Raw genomic sequence first — 23,871 nt, forward strand, 5'->3', positions numbered from 1 at the left:
CGATTTCAAGATACTGAATTTCAGTATCTTGAGCAATATCTAATCAATATTTTTTACTTCAAATAATTACACCCAACGGGTTATACTATTTTTTTTATTGAAGCTAATGCTTTAGGAATATGTTTGGTAGCCATCAAACTATTATCAAAAATCAATTTTATGATACCATTTTTATCCGCTACATAAGTGACTCTACCGGGAAGTAACCCAAATAATCCCGAAGGAACTCCAAAAAGATTTCTGATTTTTTTATTAGAATCGGATAAAAGTATAAATGGCAATTTATACTGTTTTGCAAATTTTTGATGAGAAGCAACAGTGTCACTGCTAACCCCAATAACCTCAGCGCCTAAATCAGTAAAATCTTCATATTGATCTCTAAACGAACACGCTTGAGCGGTGCAACCTGGAGTATCGTCTTTAGGATAAAAATAAATTACTACAGGCTTTTTTCCAATTATAGATTGGCTTTCAAAAACAGTTCCGTTAGTGTTTATTGCCGTAAAATCAGGAATTCTATCTCCTACTTTAAGTACCATTATTCTCCTTTGTAGGTTACAAAATTTCGAGGTGTTTCATAAAGAACAACTTCTAATTCGAATTCTGATTTTATTTTTTTTCTAATTTTATTCCAAATTACAACTACAATATTTTCAGCTGTTGGATTTAGATTTTCAAATTCAAGAACATCAAGATTTAGGTTTTTATGGTCGAATGGGATTTCAACATCTTCTTTAATAATATCCGTTAAGAATTTTACATCCATAACATATCCCGTTTCTTTATCAATTTCGCCAGTTACACTAACGATTAGTTCATAGTTGTGACCGTGAAAATTAGGATTGTTGCATTTCCCAAAAATCAAATCATTTTGTTCAAAAGTCCAATCTTTTCTATACAATCGATGGGCAGCATTGAAATGAGCTTTTCTAGATATCGTTACTTTCATTAAAAGGTAGGTTTATAGTTTGTGGTCTTCAATAAAATGATAAAATTCGTCAAATATTATTTTGAACCAAACGGTGTAAATATCTGGATTCAAAATCATATCATCCTTTACATCTTGAATTTTCATCCATTTCCAATTTTCTACTTCTTCAGGATTTATAATTGGGCTATCGTTAAAATACCCAATCATTACATGATCGAGTTCATGTTCAGTCAATCCGTTGTCAAAAGGAGCTTTGTAAATAAAATGAAAAAGTTCTTTTAGTTCGGTTTTAAATCCCATTTCTTCAAACAATCTTCTTGTTCCCGCTTCTATATTTGTTTCACCATTTCGTTGGTGGCTGCAACACGTATTGGTCCATAACAATGGAGAATGGTATTTTTGATGTGCTCTTTGTTGCAACATGATTTCGTTATCCTTATTTAAAATAAAAACTGAAAATGCACGATGCAATATGGCTTTTTCATGAGCCTCTAATTTTGGCATTAGCCCAATTTGCTCATCAAGTTCGTTCACTAATATGACTTCTTCTTCTTTCATGATAATTTGTGATTGTCAAAAATACAAAAAAAGAAATGGTCTTTGAGTCCTTTTTTAATTTGTGAAAAGTTTAACTAGTGTTTGACAATCAATTAAAGGCATAGTCTTCTTAATTTTATAATTGATTTTTATAATAGTTAATAAACGTTAATGTTTATTTAAAAGCTGTTATTTTGTAAACTAGCATACATTTCGGAGCGTAATTCACCTGTACATTTGTAGTAAAATTAAAAACTAATATTTATGAAAAAAAGGGTGCTCATAATAACTATATTATCATCGTTGCCTTTGCTGATTTTTCAAGCATGCGGTCAAAATCAAATTAAAAAAGTAGAATCAATAAAATCTAATCCTATGGAAAATAAAATAAGTAAATCAGGAAATCCGTATTATTCTAGAACAAGTACTGAAAATGTAATTGTTTCTGATGCGGAATGGAAAAAAATATTACCTGAAGATTTGTATCAAGTGGCACGCAAAGCAAATACAGAAAGAGCTTTTACAGGTACGCTTTGGAATTCAGAAACTAAAGGAACCTATTATTGTGCAGTTTGTGGCAACAAATTATTTAGATCGAACCAAAAATTTGTAAGCAGTTGTGGTTGGCCTAGTTTTTTTGAACAAGAAAACAAATCAAGCATCGTTTTTAAAGACGACAACTCTTATGGAATGCAAAGAATTGAAGCGCTTTGCGGAAGATGTGACAGTCATTTAGGTCATCTTTTTGATGATGGTCCAGAACCTACTGGAAAAAGATATTGCATGAATGCTGTTTCTTTAGAATTTGACCCCGACACCAAATAAGATGAAAAATTTAATAATCCTTTGCATTATAGCAACAAGTATGTTTGGGCAAAAAACAGAAAAAAACAAAATGAAAACAGAACCTAATCTAGAAACCATAGTAATTGGCGGTGGTTGCTATTGGTGTGTTGAAGCTGTTTACGAAAATCTTATGGGAGTAAAATCGGTTGTCTCAGGATTTTCAGGAGGTACTGTTAAAAATCCAACTTATGACGAAGTTTCTTCCGGAAGAACTGGAGCTGCTGAAGTTGTTCAAATTACTTATGATGCTAACATTACAAATTTAAACGAAATTTTTAAAGTCTTTTTTACCGTTCACGATCCAACTACTTTAAACAAACAAGGTGCCGATGTTGGCACACAATACCGTTCAGTAATATTCTATAAAGATGAAAATCAGAAATTAGCCGCCCAAACCATTATAAATGCTTTGAAAAAGGCAAAAGTATATAAAAGTCCTATCGTTACCATATTAGAACCTTTTTCAAGATTTTATAAAGCAGAAGAATACCACCAAAATTATTATGAAAATAATAAAAATCAACCCTATTGTCAAATGGTTATTCAACCAAAAATTAAAAAGTTTGAAAAAGTTTTTAAAGACCGATTGAAAAGGAAATAGTTTTTCACAAAACCCGAAAATTACTTTCGGGTTTTTTTATGATAGTTTTGTCTTTATGAAACTAAATAATACATTTACAAAATAGGTTTCTTTAAATAAATATAAAAACTACAGTTAAAGTCTTTAAATATGCTTTTTAACTCCCCCACTTTTGGTATATTTTTTCTTTTAGTATTTATACTTTATTGGTTTCTAAACAAAGGCAGTCTTAAAAAACAAAATATATTACTTCTTTTGTCTAGTTATTTCTTTTATGCTTGCTGGGATTGGCGATTCTTGTTTCTTATCATTTTCTCAACTCTTTTAGATTACTATACAGGTATAAAAATATCCGAAGCCAGAAATCAAAATTATAAAAAGACCTGGCTTTGGCTTAGTATATCAATCAACCTTGGCTTTCTAATTGTATTTAAATATTATAATTTTTTTACTAGTTCTTTTGCTGAAGTTGTTTCTTATTTTGGATTTAAAGTAAATGCATTTACATTGAATTTAATATTACCTATTGGAATTTCATTTTATACTTTTCATGGATTATCCTATGTAATTGATATTTATAAAGAACGAATAAAACCCGAAAAAGATGTTGTTGATTATTCTGTTTTTGTCGGATTTTTTCCTCTTTTAGTTGCAGGACCAATAGAAAGGGCTACTCATTTACTGCCTCAAATCAAGAAAAAAAGGAATTTTAATTATGATTTAGCAGTAAATGGATTAAAACAAATAATATGGGGATTGGTTAAGAAAGTTGTTATTGCAGATCAATGTGCCGAATTAGCAAACCAAACATTTAATAATCCTACAAATTATTCAGGGAGCACATTATTATTAGGAGCTGTATTTTTTGCATTTCAAATCTATGGAGACTTTTCTGGATATTCTGATATCGCTTTAGGAACATCAAAACTTTTAGGAATTCAACTGCTGAATAATTTTGCGTTTCCTTATTTTTCGAGAGATATTGCTGAATTTTGGAGGCGTTGGCACATTTCGCTCTCATCATGGTTCAGAGACTATTTATATATTCCTTTAGGTGGAAGTCATGTTGAAACTAAAATAAAAATCAGAAATATTTTAATCGTATTTCTGGTTAGCGGTTTCTGGCATGGAGCAAACTTGACATTTCTAGTCTGGGGATTACTTAACGCAATTTATATTATTCCGTCTATATTTTTTAAAACAAACAGAATACATCTTGATGTTGTAGCTAAAGGAAAAGCTCTGCCTAGTCTGAAAGAATTAATAGCAATGTGTTTTACATTTAGTTTAACTGTTTTTGCCTGGATTTTCTTCAGATCAATTAATTTGGAACAGGCTTTTATAATTATTTCTAATATTTTTTCATCTAGTCTATTTATAATTCCTGAATTTCAAAGTGATATTACAAAACCCACAATTTTTCTAATAGTGCTATTTATGTTCATTGAATGGCTAGGAAGAGAAGAACAATTTGCAATAGCTAAATTAGGTTTGAAACTGCCTAGACTCATAAGATGGGGGTTATATTATGTATTAATAATTACAGTTTTATATTACTCGGGTTCAAAACAACAATTTATTTATTTTCAATTTTAATACTATGAAGCCCTTTATAAAAAATATATTATATTTTCTTTTATTGGGATTTATACCCATGGCTATTTTAACTTTTGGTTATGTTTACTTTGATCCATTTAAAGTAGTAAAATCTTATTCAAATTATTCCTATCCTTATGTAGTTCCTAACAAAGATTATATATCTACAGAAATGTTTCTAAAAAACAACTCTATACAAGATTATAACTCATTTGTATTCGGAAGTTCCAGAACTAATGCGTTTAGGCCTAGTGTGTGGTCAAATTATTTACCTATTGATTCTAAGCCTTTTGTTTTTGATGCATCAAAAGAGACGATTTATGGCATTTATACAAAACTTAAGTTTTTAGATTCACTAAAAACTACTAATTTAAAAAATGTATTAATTATATTGTGTAGAGATTATTCATTTGATTATGAAAAAAATTCTGAAGGTCATTTATTTATAAAACATCCTATAACCTCAAAAAAAAACAATATTGCTTTTCATTTTGAATTCTATAAAGCGTATTTAGATCCGAAATTCCTTTATTGCTTGTATGATTATACGCTTACCAAAAACTATAAATCATATATGAAAGGCTATATTGAATTTAGAAAAATTACTTATGACACCCTAACAAATGAAACCAACATTATTGATAAAGAACAGGAAATAACTCAAAACCCAAATGCCTATTATGCAAAAAGAGCAAGTGTTTTCTATGAAAGAGTAGGAGAAAAAACGGATACAATTAAAAGAATAAACAAGACAAATTATTTTATGCTCAAAGAAATCAAACGAATTCTAGATAAAAATAAAACAAAATATAAAATCGTTTTAAGCCCGCTCTATGAACAGATAAAATTCAATTCTAATGATTTATTTATTCTAAAATCTATTTTTAAAAATAATATCTATGACTTTTCAGGAAAAAATTATTTTACTCAAAAAAAAATAAATTATTATGAAGCAAGCCATTATAGACCATCAGTTGGAGATAGTATTTTAAAAATTATTTACAAATAATCCAGAGCTAAAAAAATTGAAATCTGAATTCATTAATTCAATTGTTTCTAATCCATTTTTTTTCTAAACCAACTTTTGTCTTTTTTTTAAAGTAATATAAAAAAGTTTTCTAAAATAAAAAAGCCATAAACGTTTCCGCTTATGGCTTTATAAAATTCTATTATAAATTATAAGATATAATCAGTATTGATAAAATTAGATTCTTTACTATTCAATAACGCTTGTAAAATTTCATTATTGTAGTCATTGTCTTTTGAAGCTACAAAAGTTCGAATAGAAAATGAACGTAAAGCATCGTGAATACTTAAGGTACCTACAGCAGAATCTTTTCTTCCTGTAAAAGGAAAAACGTCTGGCCCCCTTTGACAAGAACTATTTAAGTTTACGCGTGAAACAAGATTAACCAAGGTGTCAATTAGAGGCGCAATAGTTTTAATGTTTTTACCAAACAAACTTACTTGCTGTCCGTAATTAGACTCCGCCATGTCATTTAATGGCTCCTGAATATCTTTAAAAGTCATTATTGGAACAACTGGACCAAACTGCTCTTCATGATACACTCTCATGTTTTTATTCACTGGATATAGAACAGCTGGGAAAATAAAATTGTCAGAATGTTGACCTCCTTTTACATTAATTACTTTTGCTCCATGTTTGGTAGCATCGTCTATCAATTCTTGAATGTAAGCTGGTTTCTCTTTTTCTGGCAATGGAGTTAACGACACCCCTTTCTCCCATGGATTACCAAAAGTTAAACCGTCTACTTTTGCAGCAAAACGCTTGTTAAATTCGTCAGCTATTGACTCATGAACATATAAAACTTTTAATGCCGTACAACGCTGTCCATTAAAAGATAACGATCCTGTAATACATTCCTGAATAGCCAAATCTAGATCGGCATCTGGAAGAATAATTGCTGGATTTTTGGCTTCTAATCCTAATATCAAACGCAATCTGTTTTTATTTGGATGCTGATCTTGCAACGCAATTGCAGATTTACTATTTCCAATTAAAGCTAATATATCTACTTTTCCAGATTTCATAACTGGAGACGCTACTTCACGACCTCTACCATACAAAATATTAATTACTCCTTTAGGAAAACTGGTTTTAAACGCTTCTAATAAAGGTGATATTAATAAAACACCATGCTTTGCTGGTTTAAAAATTACAGGATTTCCCATAATTAATGCAGGAATCAATAAAGAGAAAGTTTCGTTTAATGGATAATTATATGGCCCAAGACATAGTACAACTCCTAATGGTCCTCTTCTTACCATAGCGTTTATTCCTTGCACTTTAGAGAAATGTGCACTTCTCGCATTTAATTCTTTATAACTATCTATGGTATCATAAATATATTCAACGGTTCTGTCAAATTCTTTTTCAGAATCTCCTAACGATTTTCCTATTTCCCACATCAGTAGTTTTACTACTTCAGCACGAGTGGTTTTCATTTGAATTACGAACTTTTCCATGCATTTAATACGATCAGCCACTTTCATCGTTGGCCACAATCCTTGACCATTATTAAATGCAGCATCGGCAGCAGCAACTGCTTCTAAAGCCTCCGTTTCACCCATAAATGGAATAGAACCTAATAAAGTTGGTTCGTATTTTTCAGTAGATGAAATTGTAGAGAATACTGGCGTTGTTTGCCCTGTCCATTTTTTTAGTTCGCCATTTACTAAATAGGTATCTTGAACAATTGGTGTTTTAATTTGAAATTCTTCTGGTATCGAAATCATTGTTAAAAATTTTTGCTAAAAATACAACTTTAAACATATAAATAGATGTCTTTTTTATGAGAATTTACTATATCGTTGTAGTTTTAAATTGTTAAATATTTGTATTAATTCAATTAAATGTGTAAAAAAAGAGGTTAAAATAAATAATGTGTGACAAAAATATAATTTAAATTGAGAATTAAATAAATGTGTTATTCTGCAGCTAAACTCTCAAAATAAGCCAACAAGCGTGATATAATTCCTCTTTTATTTGAAAGATAATCTTTTTCATTATAAGACTTTCTAATGCCCTAAATATCGAAACAAAAAAACATTTAAAACAAACTGTAACACTTCCTATAAAATCTAAAATATCTAAATTTTTCATCTATTTTTTAATTTTAAGTTAAAGAAGATTAACAAACTAACTATTGTTGGAGGACAAAGACCAATAAAAACTGTCTTTTGGAAATTTCCTTCAACTAAATAAATATATTCAGAAATGAAAATTAAAAGTATTACTACCATCAAGGTAAATATTTCCGATTTTTTAAATTTGTTAAACATAATTTGTTTTTTTAAAATTATCTCTTAACAGTTGTTAATCATTTAATTAACAATGTTTTTGTAAATTTACAAATAAAATTACATTTTGTTTACTTTTTTTTAATTTTTATTAAACAAAAAAATATGTCCAAATCAAAAAACGTGTTGTTTTTATTTTACAATTATTTTTTATCTGAAAAGTTAAAAAAAAAGAGCGAGGTCGTAATTGTTTACATTGCCATAATAAGCTTTCTAATGCATTTATTACTAATTGGTTTAGTAAATTTAAATGTTATCTCAGTAAATGATCAATCAAAATTGTTGACCAATCCGATTTCAGCAATTTATACGCCATTTTCATTTATCCTTATATATGAAGTGTATTTATTGCTATATTATTTACCCAGATCAACTTCAATATACATTGGGAAACAGTATGAAATAATTTCGTTAATTGTAATTCGAAGAATTTTTAAAGATTTATCTAATTTAGAATTTTCAACAAACTGGTTTTCAATAAAAAATGACATCTTATTTTCAGGTGATTTAGTTGCCATATTAATTATGTTTTTATTAATCTTTCTTTTTTATAAATTGGTAAAAGACGGGAGTATGAGTGAAATAGAAATAAAGAAACCCGAAATACTACAATTTATTGACTTAAAAAAGGCCATTGCTACCCTTTTGGTGCCCTTTTTTTTAATATTATCCATTTATAGTCTCGGTCATTGGATGTATGAAAGCTTCTTTTCTTTTAGTAAAATTGTCACTGATATAAAGGACATCAACAAAATATTCTTTGATGACTTTTTTACAATACTAATACTTGTTGATGTTTTACTCCTATTATTTTCTTTTTTACATTCAGACAAGTTCAATAAAGTAATTAGGAATTCAGGATTTATTATTTCAACTATCCTAATAAAACTATCTTTTGGTACGGAAGGAATATTAAATATTGTTCTTATTGTTGCAGCAATTGCATTTGGAGTAATTATTTTAAAAATACATAATTTATACGAAAAAATCGAAAAATAATTACTTTCTAACTTCTAAAAAGTTTTAACGTCTCTGCAATTTTCAAAGCACACTTCTCCCCATCAATAGCTGCCGAAATTATGCCTCCTGCGTAACCCGCGCCCTCACCACAAGGATATAATCCTTTTATTTGAACATGTTCTAAAGTTTCTGAATCTCTAGGAATTCGAACTGGTGATGAAGTCCTGCTTTCTGGTGCATGAAGTATAGCTTCGTTTGTTAAATACCCTCGCATCGATTTTCCAAATTCAGAAAAACCTTCTCGCAAAATTTGCGTTAAAAAACTTGGGAAAACTTGTCCCATTTCTACCGAAGTGGTTCCTGGAACATAAGAAGTTTTTGGAATAGAATTCGAGACTTTATTTTGGGTAAAATCGACCATTCGTTGCGCGGGTACTTTTTGAGTTTCTCCTGCCAAATTCCATGATTTTTGCTCAATAGTTTTTTGAAATTCCATTCCAGCTAATGCGCCATATTTAGCAAAAGGTTTAAAATCTTCTAGCTTTAATTCAATAACAATTCCTGAATTGGCAGTTGCTTGATCTCGTTTAGAAGGAGACCAACCATTTGTAACAACTTCTCCAGGACTTGTAGCACAAGGAGCGATTACGCCACCCGGACACATACAAAACGAATACATTCCACGACCGTTGACTTGTTTTACAATAGAATATGGAGCTGGCGGAAGCAACTCGCCTCTATAATCACAACTATACTGTATACTATCTATTAAGGATTGAGGGTGTTCTGCTCTTATTCCCAAAGCAAATGGTTTGGCTTCGATAAAAACCTTCTTTCTGTCTAATAATTCAAAAATATCACGAGCAGAATGTCCTGTTGCCAATATTATTTTTGAAGCAATAATTGTATCTCCATTTTGGGTAACAATTCCTTGAACTTCATTGTTTTTTATTAAAATATCTGTTAGACGGGTTTCAAATAGCACCTTCCCTCCCATTTCGATGATTTTTTCTCGAATATCCTGAATAATTTGAGGTAATTTATTCGTTCCTATATGTGGATGAGCTTCAATTAAAATATCTTCTGAAGCTCCAAATGCAACTAACAATTCTAGAATTCTAGTAACATCTCCTCGTTTTTTAGATCGGGTATACAGTTTTCCGTCAGAGTAGGTTCCTGCGCCTCCTTCTCCAAAGCAATAATTCGAATCTTCGTTAACAATATGATCTACATTAATAGCTTTTAAATCACGACGACGCCCACGAACATCCTTTCCCCGTTCAATTACTATTGGTTTCAAACCTAATTCAATTAATTGCAAGGCAGCAAAAAGTCCCGCTGGGCCAGCACCAACAATAATTACTTCTTGAGCATTGGTAACGTTCTTATAATCAGGAAGTTGTATTTTTTGTTCTATAAATACTTCGTTTTGCAAAAAAACCAATACCTTTAAATTGATTTTTATTGCTTTTTGACGAGCATCTACCGAACGTTTTTGAATAGTAATATGTTGAATTTCATTTGAAGTAACTTTTATTTGCTTAGCCAAATAGTCTTTAAGCAGTGACTCGTTTGACGCAATTTCTGGAGATACTTGAATAAGAAGTTCTTTCGGCATTTTATTTTTTTAATTCTTGATTTAGCAAATCGATTATTCGAATGATACTATCAGTATACAAAAGTACTATTTTGAATTGAATTTTGATTATTGAATTTAGAAACCATTTTCAAATTAGACTTTGTATCTTAGCAAATAAAAATCTTTTAAAACTAATAATGTCTAGAAAAATAAAATTAATATGGGATTTTCGCGGACCTGTTTCGGCAAAAACAGCTGAGCATCACGAAATTCATTTAAAACAGTATATCGAATCAGAGAAGTTACCAATAAATATAACTGGTTTTAAAATCTATGACGAAATGCATGCTATTACTTTTATGGTTGTAACCGATGAAAACATGATTCTGGTTCGTGACGCTTTGAAACCTCATCGTGGAGAACTATTTGAAGAAAAATAAACTACGTTAATTTGCCACTTCACTTATAAACTTAATTCGCATTAAACGCAATTCATCAATATCATAATCGCCATCAAATTCCTTTAGCGCTTCTTCTATATTGTCCGATTCTGATTCCATAAAAAAATCATGAATTTCTTCTTGTTGGTCATCATCTAAAATATCGTCTACCCAATATTTGATATTCAATTTAGTACCTGCATTTACAATCTGCTCCATTTCTTTTATAAGAGCATCCATATTCATGCCTTTAGCGGAAGCAATATCTTCTAAAGATAGTTTCCTATCGATATTTTGAATGATATATAACTTATTTGCCGAATTAGCTCCGGTTGATTTTACTACCAAATCGTCCGGACGAATAACATCATTATCTTCTACATAACGACTTATTAATTCTACAAATTCCTTACCATATTTCTTGGCTTTTCCCTCTCCAACTCCATGAATATTTCCCAATTCATCTAAAGAAATTGGATATTTTAAAGCCATATCTTCTAATGACGGATCTTGAAAAACCACAAAAGGAGGAACTCCTAATTTTTTGGCTACTTTTTTTCTTAAATCACGCAACATCGACATTAAAACCTCATCAGCTGTACCTGAAGATTTTGCTGCCGTTACTATAGCTTCATCTTCGGTTTCGTTATACTCATGATCTTCTGACATCATAAATGAAACAGGATTCTTTATAAAATCTAATCCTTTTTCGGTTACTTTGACAATTCCGTAGGTTTCAATATCTTTAGATAATAATCCGTCTACCAAAACCTGACGTATTAAAGCCATCCAATACCGCTCTTCGAAGTTTTTGCCTGAACCAAAAAACGGGTGCGTATCGGTTCTATACGCTTTAATCATTGCATTTACGCGACCAATTAAAGTATAAACGATTTCTTTTGATTTGTATAAATGCTTGGTATCGCGAACAACTTCTAATAATTTAACCACTTGATCTTTGGCTTCAACTTTAGTTTTAGGATTGCGAACATTATCGTCCATATCGGCACCATCTCCCGTTTCGCTATCAAATTCTTCTCCAAAATAATGCAACAGGAATTTTCTTCTTGACATAGAAGTTTCAGCATAAGCTACAACCTCTTGCAACAATGCAAAACCAATTTCTTGTTCAGCAACTGGTTTTCCCGACATGAATTTTTCTAATTTCTCGACATCTTTATAAGAATAATAAGCTAAACAATGACCTTCACCACCATCACGTCCGCCACGACCCGTTTCTTGATAATAACTTTCTAATGATTTCGGAATGTCATGATGAATTACGAAACGAACGTCTGGTTTGTCAATTCCCATACCAAATGCTATAGTAGCAACAACAACTTCAACGTCTTCCATAAGAAACATATCTTGATGTTTTGCTCTTGTTTTAGCATCAAGTCCAGCATGATAAGGCACAGCACTAATTCCGTTTACTTGCAAAACTTCGGCAATAGCCTCCACTTTTTTACGACTTAAGCAATATATAATGCCAGATTTTCCTTTATGCTGTTTGATAAAACGGATAATATCCGATTCTACATTTTTAGTTTTAGTTCGTACTTCATAAAAAAGATTGGGCCTGTTAAACGAAGCTTTAAAAGTAGTTGCATCAGACATGTCTAAGTTTTTTAGAATATCTTCTTGCACTTTTGGCGTAGCAGTAGCGGTCAAGCCAATAACTGGAACGTCGCCTAATAACTTAATAATATTTTTAAGGTTTCTGTATTCTGGTCTAAAATCATGCCCCCACTCTGAGATGCAATGCGCCTCATCGATAGCTACAAATGATATTGGCACATTTTGAAGAAAGTTAACATACTCTTCTTTAGTTAACGATTCTGGAGCAACATATAAAAGTTTGGTTAAACCTGATGTAATGTCTTTTTTAACCTGAGTGATTTCTGTTTTGGTAAGCGATGAATTAAGTACATGAGCGATTCCGTTTTCTGATGATAAGCTTCTAATAGCATCGACTTGATTTTTCATTAAGGCAATTAAAGGAGAAACCACAATTGCTGTTCCTTCTTGTACTAACGCTGGTAATTGGTAGCATAACGATTTTCCACCACCTGTTGGCATAATTACGAAAGTATTTTCTTTTGCCAATATCGCTTTTATAACCTGTTCTTGTAAACCTTTAAATTGGTTAAAACCAAAATATTTTTTTAGTTCTTTGTGTATGTCAATTTCGTTTGAATTCATTCTTTGTTAATGGTATTTTGTATAAATTTGCAACACATAAAGATACTAATTTCTTTTACACTTACAAATTTTATAACAATTCTGTTTTGATAACTAAAGAAAATATATTGGCTACAGCCAAAAAAACTATTTTATCTGAAAGCCAATCGATAGCGAAACTTGCTGATTTTCTTGATGAAAGCTTTATTAATGCAACCAAAACTATATTTGATTGTAAAGGCAGATTGATTGTAACCGGAATAGGAAAAAGTGCCATTATTGCCCAAAAAATTGTAGCAACAATGAACTCAACAGGAACGCCATCGCTATTTCTTCATGCCTCAGAGGCTATTCATGGTGATTTAGGAATGGTTCAAAGAGACGATGTTGTCATTTGCATTTCAAAAAGCGGCAATAGTCCTGAGATAAAAATTCTAATCCCTATTTTAAAAAATTTCGGAAATACCTTAATTGCCATCACAGGAAACATGACTTCCTTTTTAGCAAAAAATTCCGATTGTGTTTTAAATACCACTATTGACTCCGAATCGTGTCCTAATAATCTTGCGCCTACTAATAGCACTACCGCTCAGTTGGTAATGGGTGATGCTCTTGCTGTTTGTTTAATGGAATTGAGGCATTTTAAACCCGAAGATTTTGCAAAATATCATCCTGGAGGGGCATTAGGCAAAAAATTATTGCTTAAAGTATCTGCGATGCTAGTCAATTCTTTAAAACCAATGGTAAGCCCAGACTCTTCTATTAAAAAAGTGATTTTCGAAATTTCTGAAAAACGTTTAGGAGTTACAGCAGTTATCGACGACAATAAAGTAGTAGGGATTATTACTGATGGAGATATTAGAAGAATGCTAAGTTACAGAGATTCTTTTGCTGATTTGACCGCTAAAGATATTATGACAAGAAATCCAAAAATGATACAATCGACTGATATGGTTGTTGATGCATTTAATATCATGGAAGATTTTTCTATCACGCAACTTGTAGTTGTAGATAATGGTGAATACAAAGGCGTATTGCATTTGCATGATATTTTAAAAGAAGGTATTCTATAATGGCAAAAAAGCAATTAAAAGAAATGTCATTTTTAGATCATCTTGAAGACTTAAGATGGTTGCTCATTAGAATTACTATAGGAGTATTAGTAGTTTCTTGTTTATCGTATTTTATTATTGATTATGTATTTGACCAAATTATTTTTGGTCCCATTCATCCTGATTTTATAACCTACCGATTATTTTGTGAACTAACCACTTATCTCGGTGCAGATGACGGAGGAATGTGTGTCAAAGAAATGCCATTTATTATTCAGAGTACCGAAATGGGGGGTCAATTTTCTATATTTATTTGGACCTGTATTACGGCAGGATTCATACTTGGTTTTCCCTATATTTTATGGGAAATCTGGAAATTTATAAGTCCCGCTTTGTATGAAAAAGAAAAGAAAAACGCCGTTTGGTTTATTTTAACCGCTTCGATATTGTTTTTTACTGGTGTTTTGTTTGGCTATTATTTGATATTACCCTTATCTGTTAACTTTTTTGGAGGTTTTAATGTGAGTAGCGTTATTAAAAACGAATTCAATGTTGATAATTATATAGGTATGGTAAAAACGTCAGTGATTTCTTGCGGATTAATTTTTGAATTGCCCATCGTAATTTATTTCCTGACTAAAATTGGACTTGTAACTGCACAAACTTTAAGACAATACCGAAGATATGCTATCGTTATTATTCTAATTGTTGCAGCCATAATCACACCACCTGATATATTAAGTCAAATAATTGTATCTATACCACTTTTAGTGCTGTATGAAATAAGTATTTTTATCGCCGTGTTTGTAAATAGAAAAGAGAAAAATGTCTGATTTAGTAAAAGAATTCAATGATTATCGTTCTAAAATGAACGAAAAATTAGTAGCTGATAACAATAAAATCGTAAAGCGAATTTTTAATCTCGATACAAATGCTTACGCAGAAGGCGCTCTTGATGTAAAAACCAAAGAATTACTAGGATTAGTAGCTTCAGCCGTTTTACGATGTGACGATTGTGTAAAATATCATTTAGAAAATTGTCACAAAGAAGGCATCTCAAAAGAAGAAATGATGGAAGCCATGGGAATTGCAACTCTTGTCGGCGGAACTATAGTTGTACCTCATTTGCGTCGCGCTTACGAATTTTGGGAAGCTTTAGAAAATAAAGCGTAAAAAAATACAATTTCTAAAAAAATTGAATAACGAATTTTGAACCACGGACATAAAATGATATTAAGAGCAGAAAATTTAGTCAAAACTTATAAAGGAAGAAGCGTTGTAAAAGGCATTTCGGTAGAAGTGAATCAAGGAGAAATTGTGGGACTTTTAGGACCAAATGGAGCCGGAAAAACGACTTCATTTTATATGATTGTAGGATTGGTGAAACCTAATGCAGGAAATATTTATCTCGACGATTTAAATATTACCGATTTTCCTATGTACAAAAGAGCGCAACAAGGCATTGGTTATTTGGCTCAAGAAGCGTCAGTTTTTAGAAAATTGAGTATTGAAGACAATATTTTGAGCGTTTTGCAATTGACGAATCATACCAAAGCTGAACAAGAAGCTAAAATGGAATCGCTTATTGATGAGTTTAGTTTGCAACATATTAGAACTAATCGTGGCGACTTGCTTTCTGGTGGGGAACGCCGTAGAACTGAAATTGCGCGTTGTCTAGCAACCGATCCAAAGTTTATTCTTTTAGACGAGCCTTTTGCTGGTGTAGACCCTGTTGCTGTTGAAGATATTCAGAGAATTGTAGCACAGTTAAAAAACAAAAACATTGGTATTTTGATTACTGACCACAATGTTCAAGAAACCTTAGCTATTACTGATAAAACGTATCTAATGTTTGAGGGTGGTATTCTAAAAGCTGGAGTTCCAGAAGAATTGGTAGCCGACGAAATGGTACGACGTGTCTATTTAGGTCAGAATTTTGAATTGAGAAAGAAAAAATTGGAGTTTTAATTCATATTTTAGAAGTTATTTTTTCAAACCATTAAGACATTTAAGGGTCAATAAGAATAAGGCAGAACTAAATTTTAATGATTTAATTTTTCGGCTTTTCACAAAACCCTAAGAGAAACTAATTTTTAGTAAGATACCTTAACATTTTTGGGCTTCCGTTGTAAATAGAAACGTCTACATTGCCATTAATTCCTGAAACGGTTGCTTTTTCAGTAAATTGCCAAAAAAGCCAATCATCCTTAATATCTTCAACAAAAAAATTGTAATTGGCAATCCAAAACGTATACTCGGTAAATTCGTCTTTTAGGAATTCATTGTAATAATTTTCTCCAGTATAAATAATAGGTTTCACTTTATAATGCGCGTCTACTTTTTCGAGCCAGCGTTTTAATCCCACTTTCAAACTATCAATAGATTGATTTTTGGGTAACTTTTCAATATCTAAAACAGGAGGCAAATCGCCTTTTTGAAGTGTTACGTTTTTAATGAAAATTTCTGCTTGTTCTAATGAGTTTTCATTAGGACGATAATAATGATAGGCCCCGCGAATGATTTTATTGTTTTTGGCTCCAAGCCAATTGTCTTCAAACTCCGAATCGACTTTGTCTTTTCCTACGGTGGCACGAATAAAAACAAAGCCTATTGGAAATGTATTTTCTAAATCACGTACTGCCGACCAATTGATATTGCCTTGATATTGAGAAACATCAAGACCTGCAACTTTATGCTCATATTTACTTAAAAGCTGAAAATTCCGAACATCCGACAATCGTTTTTCTTCTTTATTATTGGCGATTTTATCAGATTTAAAACTAAAATAATAGGCTAAACCATTTCTGTAATGATAGGCAACTACGAAAAGAAAAAGTGTAAAAAGAACTCCTAAAACAAAACTACCTCTGGTACCTTTCCAAAAAGAAGTTTTCTTTTTTGAGGTGGATTTTTTTCTTACAGGAGCTTTCCTAACAACTGGTTTTCGCATTCCAATACAACTATTTTTTTGAAAATTTATTATTGATTACCGATAACAAAACATAGGTTACTATTACCAACGGAATGGCTAGAAACTTCAAGAAAATCAAAAACAAAATTGATAGGGATAGAAATACAATTTGAATTTTATTGTCTACAAAATTGAACTTTTTAATTTTTAAAGCAAATAATGGAATTTCAGCATTTAAAATATAGGCGCTAAACAAGGTTGTTAATAATAAGAACCACTGATTGGTTAAAGCTTCAATTACAAACAACGAATCTGTATTTTGTAAAACCAAAGGCAAACTCAGAATAAATAAGGAATTTGCTGGCGTTGGCAAGCCAATAAAGGAGTCGGTTTGTCGTGTATCAATATTAAAATTAGCCAATCTGTAACAGGAACCCAAAGCAATGATAAAACCCAAATACGGAAAAAGTTGCATGTAACTTGTTTGTGAAGTAGTTGAGTTATCAATCATTAATTGATACATAACTAATCCAGGTACAACTCCACTAGTAATCATATCTGCTAATGAATCTAATTGCAATCCCAAAGGACTCGAAACCTTAAACAATCTCGCAAAAAAACCATCAAAAAAATCAAGGAAAATTCCTAGAGCCGCAAAAGCGAAAGTCATTTCGAAATGACGATGAAAAGCAAATACTAGAGCAATGCATCCGCAAAACAGATTTAGAAGAGTAATTGTATTTGGAATTTGAGCTTTAATATTCATTGTTTAGACCGTTTAGCTTTCAAAAAATACAAATTTAACACAATAAGTTAAAGAGAAGTACGTTTTTTATTTGATATTTTAATTTGGGTAAAATTCTTTCCAATTAATTTATATCACCAAAGAAATAACCTCGTTAAAAAAGTATATTTTTGACAAAAATAAACCACAGTGTTTATAAAACTCATTGATTTTGAAAAAAAGGGCTTTGTATTTATTCATCTTAGTATATTCCGTAACGCATTCGCAGGCCGTTAGGAAATATTCGAATGAGTTTATGAATATTGGTGTAGATGCAGCCGCGTTAGGAATGGCAAATGCTGTTACTGCTAACACTAACGATGTAAATTCGGGCTATTGGAATCCTGCAGGACTAATAGGAATTGAAGATAAACAAATATCGCTTATGCATGCAAGCTACTTTGCGAACATTGCGCAATATGATTTTGCTGCTTATGCTACAGCCATTGATGATGAAAGTGCATGGGGAATTTCTATGATTCGTTTTGGAGTTGATGATATTTTAAACACCACACAATTAATTGATTCTGAAGGAAACATAGATTACAATAGAGTTAGTAAATTTTCGACTGCTGATTATGGATTTACTTTTTCGTATGCTAGAAAATTAAAATTGCAAGGTTTTCAATACGGTGTAAATGCAAAAATCATAAGAAGAATAATTGGAGACTTTGCTAATTCTTGGGGTTTTGGTGTAGATGTTGGACTACAGTTTCAACGTAACGATTGGAAATTTGGATTAATGCTTCGAGATATTACAACAACTTATAACATTTGGAATATTAATGAGAAGGAATATGCTAAGGTTCAGAATGCAATTCCGGGTCAAAATCAAGATTTACCTGAAAGTACTGAAATTACATTACCAAAAGCACAATTTGGAATGTCAAAAAAATTCGAATTCCACAACGAAACGAGTCTTTTGGCTAGCGCCAATTTAAACATGGAATTTGCTAAAACCAATGATGTTTTTGCAACCGATTTTGTAAGTATTGCTCCCACTATAGGATTTGAATATGGCTACACCGATTTGGTGTTTTTGAGAACAGGATTTGGAAATTTTCAAAATGCAGTACAAATTGATAATTCGACAAGTTTAAGCTTTCAACCCAATATTGGTTTGGGGTTTAAATACAAAGGCATTCAAATTGATTATGCTTTAACTGACATTGGAAACCAAAGTGCAGCTTTGTATTCAAATGTTTTTTCTTTAAAAGTTGATTTAGGAATTTTTAGATAATCAAAAACGATTTCAATGGTCAAGAAGTTCCTTTTTTTTATTTCTCTTTTTGTTGCTGTAAATGGGTATTCTCAGTTAACACCTATAACAAAAAATACAAGAGTTAGCGTTCTAACTGTTGGCACAGCAGATGAATCTCATTCGTTATACGGTCATACTGCCATAAGAATTAATGACAATACTACTGGTTTTGATTTTATTTACAATTATGGAATGTTTGATTTTCAGACTGAAAATTTTGTGTTGAAGTTTGTAAAAGGCGATATGCAATATTTCGCAGCGGCTTATCCTTACTCTGATTTTGAATACAGTTATCGAATTGAAAACCGTTCCATTTTTGAACAAGTTTTAAATCTATCGTTAGAAGAAAAAGAAAAATTATTTGAGAAATTGGGTGCTTCTTTGAATCCCAATACAAAATTTTATACTTATAAATTTATTGATAGAAACTGTACCACTAAAGTTGTGGATGTTTTAAATGAAGTATTACAAAAAAAACCTATTGTTAATAGAATTAGTGATAATAAAAAAACATATAGAACTGTTTTGTATCCGTATGCAATAGACCATTTTTATCAAAAATTAGGCATTAATATTATTTTTGGAAGCAAGGTAGACCAGCAAGCTTCAAAAATTTTCTTGCCTTTTGATTTATACGAAAATCTTAAAAATACAACTTACAGAGGTAAACCTTTAGTAACGGAATCAAAAACTTTATTTAATGCGAATAGAACTAGACCCGGATTTTCCTTTCTTGATAGTATTTACTCCTTAATTGGTATTCTTTTATTATTTATTATTTTCAAAAGCGAAAAAATTACTCTTTTCTTTTTTGGTGTATTAGGATTTTTAGGATTGTTTTTTATTTGGGCGGGATTGTATTCTTTTCACGAAGAGTTGTTGTGGAATTATAATGTTTTTCTTTTTAATCCTTTGTATTTATTTTTAATTTATTTTATTGTAAAAAACAATCTGAAATGGATTAAAATTACAAGTATTTTATGTTTAGGATTTTTAGTAATTTACTTACTTTATATGCTAAATAAAGTTCATTTACCAATTGTTTTACCAATAGTTGTCACTTCTGTTTTTTTACTTGTAAAAGTCAGTCAAAAAAAGAATTTATTGCCCTCGGTAAAATAAAATTGTGCTTATCGTTTTAAAAACAATATTAATGTCTAAAAAGATACTTCTGTGTTTAATGTAATATAAATCGTATTGTAATTTTATCAAACTATCATCAATAGTTTCTCCGTAAGAATAATTTACTTGTGCCCAACCTGTTAATCCTGGTTTTATTACATGTCTAGTTTCATAGAAAGGCATTACGTTAGCGATTTCTTTTACAAATACAGGTCGTTCAGGTCGAGGTCCAATAACTGCCATTTCGCCTTTTAATATGTTTATAAACTGAGGGAATTCGTCAATTCTGGATTTCCTTAAAAATTTTCCAAATGATGTAGCTCTAAAGTCATTTATAGTTGCGAAAACTGCGCCGTTAGATTCAGAATTTTTTTTCATAGTTCTAAACTTTAAAATCTTAAAAACTTTACCATTTATGCCTACCCTCTCCTGAGTATAGAAAAGTTCGCCTCTATTTCCAATACAATTACCTAATAAAATAAACGGCACTAATAAAATTCCTATTACTAAGCCAATTAACGAAATTAAAATTTCTAAAATTCGAACAACAAATAAATATAGATGATTCTGATTGCTTCTACTAAAAGGGAAAAACCTATAAAAATCTCTTGCAACATACTGAACAGGTATGCGTTGTGTAATGCTTTCATATACTTGAGTATATTCTCTTATGATATAACCATTCTCTAATAGATGAATCAATTTATTATATAAACTTATTGTAATTCCGTCCGTTTTTTGAGAAGCAATAACAACTTCAGAGACTGAATTTTCTATAACAAATTGTTGCAATTTTTCGAGGTTAATATTCTTTATAAAATCACTCTTATCATTTTTATTATCATTGGTACTATCAGAATTGATATACCCCATAACTTTATAGTGAGGATCTGCATTTTCTAAGCCCAATACAAGCTCTTTTAACTGGTCTTTATCGCAAATTAAAATTACTTTCTTTGTGAATCGATTAGAAGCCAAAAACAGTACGTATGTCATTCTCCATAAAAACAAAGAAAGAAAAATTGCCACATAAAAAATTACAATTTGTATTCTATTTGTTGGTAAAACCGGAGTATATATTGGTGTAAGTAAGTAAATTAAAACTGTGGTAGATGCTGTTAAAACAATACTTTTAATTACTTGAAATTGGTTATTCGCGACTTGTAAATTGTACATTTCAAATACTGTTCCAAATACAGTCAGATAAATCCCTAAAACAATTGTCCATAAATAATTGGTTTTTGCAATTTTGAAATAATTAAAATCAAAAACCATGCTAACAAAATACAAAGCAAGCATTACAGAAAGCACATCAAAAAGTCTCAGCAAGACCTTTCGTTCTGAAATTTCGAAATGTATTTTTTTATTGATAACCATTTAAATTTTAATAGTCTTTTATTGTGCAAATGTATACAAAGTTGTTACACTAAATCAAGAAAGCACTTGCAACCATTTATTTTTTACTAAACTCCAATCGAATTGTTGTACTAAATCATGAGCATTAGCGACTAATTTATTTCTTAATTCATCATTAATTATAAGTTCTTTAATACTTTTTGCCATTGCATGAATATCATTATCAGCTACAAGCAAAGCCGTTTCCCTATCTTTTAACAAAAAAGGTATTCCACCAACATTTGTAGATATTACTGGTAAACCCAATGCCATTGCTTCAATGACACTAATAGGTGTATTATCAAAATGAGTTGTATTCAAAAATATATCATATTGTTCTGAATATTTAACCCACTTATTTTTTGATAATTTCCCTGCAAATTCTACGTTTAAATTTTTATGATTTGCTATTTTTTTAAGATTTGGTTTCATATTATCTTTATCAGGACCAACCATGCATAACTTTGCAGTTGGAAACTCTTTATTTATTTCAGCCAATACACTTAAAGCCATTTCTGGATTATATATTTCATGTAATGACCTGACCCATAATAAATTTGGCGCGCAACTGTTTCTTTTAGTAAAAGTATAATTTTGAATTTCAACAGTATTTGGAATGCAAATTAATTCCGCATAACCTCTATTTTTAAATGCTTCTAATAAATATTCTGATGGTGCAATATTCATATAAGCATATTTAAAAATCATTTTACTTAAAATTGGGCTTTTTATAAGTCTACTGGGTAAATCTCCACCATGAAGTTTAGGTATATATTTTATGCGATAAAACCTGCACAATTGACTTATTATAAATGCATACCAAAAATTATAGGTACTGTAAGTATCGATTAAAACATAATCAACTTTTTTTCTGTGTTGAATGGTTCTGAAAATCATTTCAGAAAGACGCAAAACTTTATTTTTTTTTGAGGAAGCATAAATTAATACATAACCTTCCCTTTCCAGCAATAGTCCTAATGTTTCTATAGAAGTAACCGTTGCATTATGCTTGGAAAGCTTATTCCCTATGTACAATAGGCTTTTTTTCATTGATGACAACTTTTAAAAGAGATAATGAATATATAAATGCTGGAGCAGCCAAACGCATGGCTGCATGATTTATAGTTAAAATCCAAAAAACTATAAAACACAATAGATAAATATTATGATTATTATCCAAATATAAAAATAAAGGAGTTGCAAATAAAATCATTAAAGCTAAAATACCCAATGAACCATGTTCAGCAAGTGTTCGAGTTATTTCATCATGAGATACAACAAGAAACCCCATTCTTTCTGCACGGAGCTCTGCGGTTTTTCCAACACCAACACCAAAAAAAGGATACTTAAAAAACGTTTCGAGCTCATCTTGAGCCAATTCTCCCCTTCCTGTAAATTGATCCTTTTTTTGTCTTCCTCTTGAGTCTTGATTGGCATATCGTTTATCAATTAAACCACTTGTTTGTAAAGATGAATAAACCCATACAGAGACCATTGTAATGGTGATAGCTATTAAAAGATAATTCATTTTTATTTTTGCTCCAGAATTAATATTAAAGTAGGTAATTAATATTAAAATTATCAACATAAAAAAACCAGTCATCATTCCCCCTCGTGAAAAAGTCACTAATCCTCTGTAAGAAATATCAAAAGCTACTATCAAATTAACAATAAAAAGCAATTTAGAATTTGAAAAATATATTAATCTAGATACAAAAACAAACATACCTAAACCCAAAATAGTAGCTACCTGATTAGGCCCAAATCCTCCTGATGTATCAAAATTAGACCCTGTACTAGTAGTACTCGTAATAACGTCTCTGATGCTTGGTGTATATAATGTAAGATATATTACTGTAGATATTATTGGCAACCCCACAAGTAAAAGGATTTCATTTATTTGTTTAAAAGTAACTTTTCTAGTATAGCAATATAAAGAAGATATCCCTAAACAGATTGGTCCTGAGGTGTTAAATGAAATTCTATTTTGTAAATCTTGAGTATATTTAAGAGAATAAAGTGCAATACACATACCTGGTAACAATAAAATTAAATAAATCCAATAAGCTGCAGCATCTTTTGAAACTCCTTTGTAATACATACCAATTACCATAAATATTATTACACCATATTTTGAAAACTCATAATTAATATTACCTCCAGTCATTCTTAAAACAACCTCGCTACCAACAATATAGGCTGATGCATATAAAACTTCATTATTTTTATTTTGTGAATTAATAACAAAATAAATACCTCCGAGGAGAATTGTGTATCCATATACTTTTGGAAAGAATGGAATGTAATATATTGCAAAACCAATGGCTATATGAGCTACAATTAATAATAAATACCTTTTTTCTGATTCTTCCATT

Annotated in this window: 23 protein-coding genes; 12 read left to right on the forward strand and 11 right to left on the reverse strand. The window is 30.6% G+C overall.

What is annotated here, in order from left to right; translation table 11 throughout:
* Nucleotides 1-80 precede the first annotated feature (80 nt).
* From ACFQ0S_RS03440 to idi, 3 genes are read right to left on the reverse strand one after another with little or no spacing between them, the layout of a single operon-like run.
* A complete protein-coding gene (locus ACFQ0S_RS03440; protein ID WP_379819052.1) occupies nt 81-539 on the reverse strand; it encodes a peroxiredoxin in 459 nt (152 codons plus the stop codon).
* Entirely contained in the window at nt 539-949 is a 411-nt protein-coding gene (locus tag ACFQ0S_RS03445; protein ID WP_379753878.1) for a 6-pyruvoyl trahydropterin synthase family protein, read from the reverse strand. The genes ACFQ0S_RS03440 and ACFQ0S_RS03445 overlap by 1 nt, the downstream gene beginning before the upstream one ends.
* A gap of 12 nt (nt 950-961) precedes the next feature.
* Nucleotides 962-1,489, reverse strand: coding sequence for an isopentenyl-diphosphate Delta-isomerase (idi, locus tag ACFQ0S_RS03450; protein WP_379753881.1), 528 nt, complete (start codon nt 1,487-1,489; stop codon nt 962-964).
* 243 nt (nt 1,490-1,732) lie between these two features.
* Between idi and msrB the strand changes: the two genes are divergently transcribed.
* The 4 genes from msrB to ACFQ0S_RS03470 all read left to right on the forward strand — a co-directional run bounded on the left by msrB (nt 1,733) and on the right by ACFQ0S_RS03470 (nt 5,499).
* Complete coding sequence (gene msrB / locus ACFQ0S_RS03455) at nt 1,733-2,293, forward strand: peptide-methionine (R)-S-oxide reductase MsrB (protein WP_379753884.1); 561 nt, start codon at nt 1,733-1,735, stop codon at nt 2,291-2,293.
* A gap of 70 nt (nt 2,294-2,363) precedes the next feature.
* Entirely contained in the window at nt 2,364-2,915 is a 552-nt protein-coding gene (gene msrA, locus ACFQ0S_RS03460) for a peptide-methionine (S)-S-oxide reductase MsrA (RefSeq protein WP_379753888.1), read from the forward strand.
* 129 nt (nt 2,916-3,044) lie between these two features.
* The gene (locus ACFQ0S_RS03465) at nt 3,045-4,490 is read left to right on the forward strand and encodes an MBOAT family O-acyltransferase (RefSeq protein WP_379753891.1); all 1,446 of its coding nucleotides are present in this window, start codon (nt 3,045-3,047) and stop codon (nt 4,488-4,490) included.
* A 4-nt stretch (nt 4,491-4,494) separates the two neighbouring features.
* Nucleotides 4,495-5,499 (forward strand): hypothetical protein, encoded by a 1,005-nt coding sequence (locus ACFQ0S_RS03470; protein WP_379753893.1) that lies wholly within the window; start codon nt 4,495-4,497, stop codon nt 5,497-5,499.
* Nucleotides 5,500-5,666: 167 nt separating this feature from the next.
* On the opposite strand, the gene ACFQ0S_RS03475 is transcribed toward ACFQ0S_RS03470, so the two are convergent.
* Nucleotides 5,667-7,247, reverse strand: a complete 1,581-nt coding sequence (locus ACFQ0S_RS03475) for an NADP-dependent glyceraldehyde-3-phosphate dehydrogenase (RefSeq protein WP_379753896.1) — start codon at nt 7,245-7,247, stop codon at nt 5,667-5,669.
* A gap of 780 nt (nt 7,248-8,027) precedes the next feature.
* Between ACFQ0S_RS03475 and ACFQ0S_RS03480 the strand changes: the two genes are divergently transcribed.
* Complete coding sequence (locus ACFQ0S_RS03480; RefSeq protein WP_379753899.1) at nt 8,028-8,810, forward strand: hypothetical protein; 783 nt, start codon at nt 8,028-8,030, stop codon at nt 8,808-8,810.
* Nucleotides 8,811-8,817: 7 nt separating this feature from the next.
* Here the strand turns inward: ACFQ0S_RS03480 and ACFQ0S_RS03485 are convergent, their stop codons facing one another.
* Nucleotides 8,818-10,389, reverse strand: a complete 1,572-nt coding sequence (locus ACFQ0S_RS03485) for an NAD(P)/FAD-dependent oxidoreductase (RefSeq protein WP_379753902.1) — start codon at nt 10,387-10,389, stop codon at nt 8,818-8,820.
* A gap of 158 nt (nt 10,390-10,547) precedes the next feature.
* Here ACFQ0S_RS03485 and ACFQ0S_RS03490 point away from each other — a divergent pair, with 158 nt between their 5' ends.
* Entirely contained in the window at nt 10,548-10,790 is a 243-nt protein-coding gene (locus tag ACFQ0S_RS03490; protein ID WP_379753905.1) for a hypothetical protein, read from the forward strand.
* 6 nt (nt 10,791-10,796) lie between these two features.
* Here ACFQ0S_RS03490 and recQ read toward each other — a convergent pair whose 3' ends face one another.
* Nucleotides 10,797-12,992, reverse strand: coding sequence for a DNA helicase RecQ (recQ, locus tag ACFQ0S_RS03495; RefSeq protein ID WP_379753908.1), 2,196 nt, complete (start codon nt 12,990-12,992; stop codon nt 10,797-10,799).
* 86 nt (nt 12,993-13,078) lie between these two features.
* On the opposite strand from recQ, the gene ACFQ0S_RS03500 reads away from it, so the two are divergent.
* The 4 genes from ACFQ0S_RS03500 to lptB are packed head-to-tail and all read left to right on the forward strand — an operon-like array spanning nt 13,079 to nt 15,991.
* Nucleotides 13,079-14,044 (forward strand): KpsF/GutQ family sugar-phosphate isomerase, encoded by a 966-nt coding sequence (locus ACFQ0S_RS03500; RefSeq protein WP_379753911.1) that lies wholly within the window; start codon nt 13,079-13,081, stop codon nt 14,042-14,044.
* Nucleotides 14,044-14,856: a twin-arginine translocase subunit TatC gene (gene tatC, locus ACFQ0S_RS03505; protein WP_379753914.1), complete on the forward strand. Its 813-nt coding sequence runs from the start codon at nt 14,044-14,046 to the stop codon at nt 14,854-14,856. The genes ACFQ0S_RS03500 and tatC overlap by 1 nt, the downstream gene beginning before the upstream one ends.
* Nucleotides 14,849-15,196, forward strand: coding sequence for a carboxymuconolactone decarboxylase family protein (locus ACFQ0S_RS03510; protein WP_151106544.1), 348 nt, complete (start codon nt 14,849-14,851; stop codon nt 15,194-15,196). Before tatC ends, ACFQ0S_RS03510 begins: the two co-directional genes overlap by 8 nt.
* Before the next feature lie 54 nt (nt 15,197-15,250).
* Nucleotides 15,251-15,991: an LPS export ABC transporter ATP-binding protein gene (gene lptB, locus ACFQ0S_RS03515; RefSeq protein ID WP_379753918.1), complete on the forward strand. Its 741-nt coding sequence runs from the start codon at nt 15,251-15,253 to the stop codon at nt 15,989-15,991.
* 118 nt (nt 15,992-16,109) lie between these two features.
* Here the strand turns inward: lptB and ACFQ0S_RS03520 are convergent, their stop codons facing one another.
* Both ACFQ0S_RS03520 and ACFQ0S_RS03525 read right to left on the reverse strand, forming a co-directional pair.
* Nucleotides 16,110-16,973, reverse strand: coding sequence for a glycoside hydrolase family 25 protein (locus ACFQ0S_RS03520; protein WP_379753921.1), 864 nt, complete (start codon nt 16,971-16,973; stop codon nt 16,110-16,112).
* Nucleotides 16,974-16,983: 10 nt separating this feature from the next.
* Nucleotides 16,984-17,700 (reverse strand): CDP-alcohol phosphatidyltransferase family protein, encoded by a 717-nt coding sequence (locus ACFQ0S_RS03525; protein WP_379753924.1) that lies wholly within the window; start codon nt 17,698-17,700, stop codon nt 16,984-16,986.
* Between the two features lie 190 nt (nt 17,701-17,890).
* Here ACFQ0S_RS03525 and ACFQ0S_RS03530 point away from each other — a divergent pair, with 190 nt between their 5' ends.
* Together ACFQ0S_RS03530 and ACFQ0S_RS03535 are read left to right on the forward strand one after the other, a co-directional pair.
* Nucleotides 17,891-18,958 (forward strand): putative type IX sorting system protein PorV2, encoded by a 1,068-nt coding sequence (locus tag ACFQ0S_RS03530; protein ID WP_449267403.1) that lies wholly within the window; start codon nt 17,891-17,893, stop codon nt 18,956-18,958.
* Nucleotides 18,959-18,973: 15 nt separating this feature from the next.
* Nucleotides 18,974-20,101 (forward strand): lipoprotein N-acyltransferase Lnb domain-containing protein, encoded by a 1,128-nt coding sequence (locus ACFQ0S_RS03535; protein WP_379753927.1) that lies wholly within the window; start codon nt 18,974-18,976, stop codon nt 20,099-20,101.
* Here the strand turns inward: ACFQ0S_RS03535 and ACFQ0S_RS03540 are convergent.
* Genes ACFQ0S_RS03540 through ACFQ0S_RS03550 form a run of 3 tightly spaced genes read right to left on the reverse strand, consistent with a single transcriptional unit; the run spans nt 20,081 to nt 23,870 of the window.
* Nucleotides 20,081-21,478, reverse strand: a complete 1,398-nt coding sequence (locus tag ACFQ0S_RS03540; RefSeq protein ID WP_379753930.1) for an exopolysaccharide biosynthesis polyprenyl glycosylphosphotransferase — start codon at nt 21,476-21,478, stop codon at nt 20,081-20,083. The genes ACFQ0S_RS03535 and ACFQ0S_RS03540 overlap by 21 nt on opposite strands.
* 54 nt (nt 21,479-21,532) lie before the next feature.
* Nucleotides 21,533-22,546 carry a glycosyltransferase family 4 protein gene (locus ACFQ0S_RS03545; protein WP_379753933.1) on the reverse strand — a complete coding sequence of 338 codons (1,014 nt, stop codon included), beginning with the start codon at nt 22,544-22,546 and terminating at the stop codon, nt 21,533-21,535.
* Entirely contained in the window at nt 22,515-23,870 is a 1,356-nt protein-coding gene (locus ACFQ0S_RS03550; RefSeq protein ID WP_379753936.1) for an O-antigen ligase family protein, read from the reverse strand. The genes ACFQ0S_RS03545 and ACFQ0S_RS03550 overlap by 32 nt, the downstream gene beginning before the upstream one ends.
* Between the last annotated feature and the right edge of the window lies 1 nt (nt 23,871).

This window comes from Flavobacterium myungsuense (assembly GCF_042677265.1).
Taxonomy (GTDB): Bacteria; Bacteroidota; Bacteroidia; order Flavobacteriales; family Flavobacteriaceae; genus Flavobacterium; species Flavobacterium myungsuense.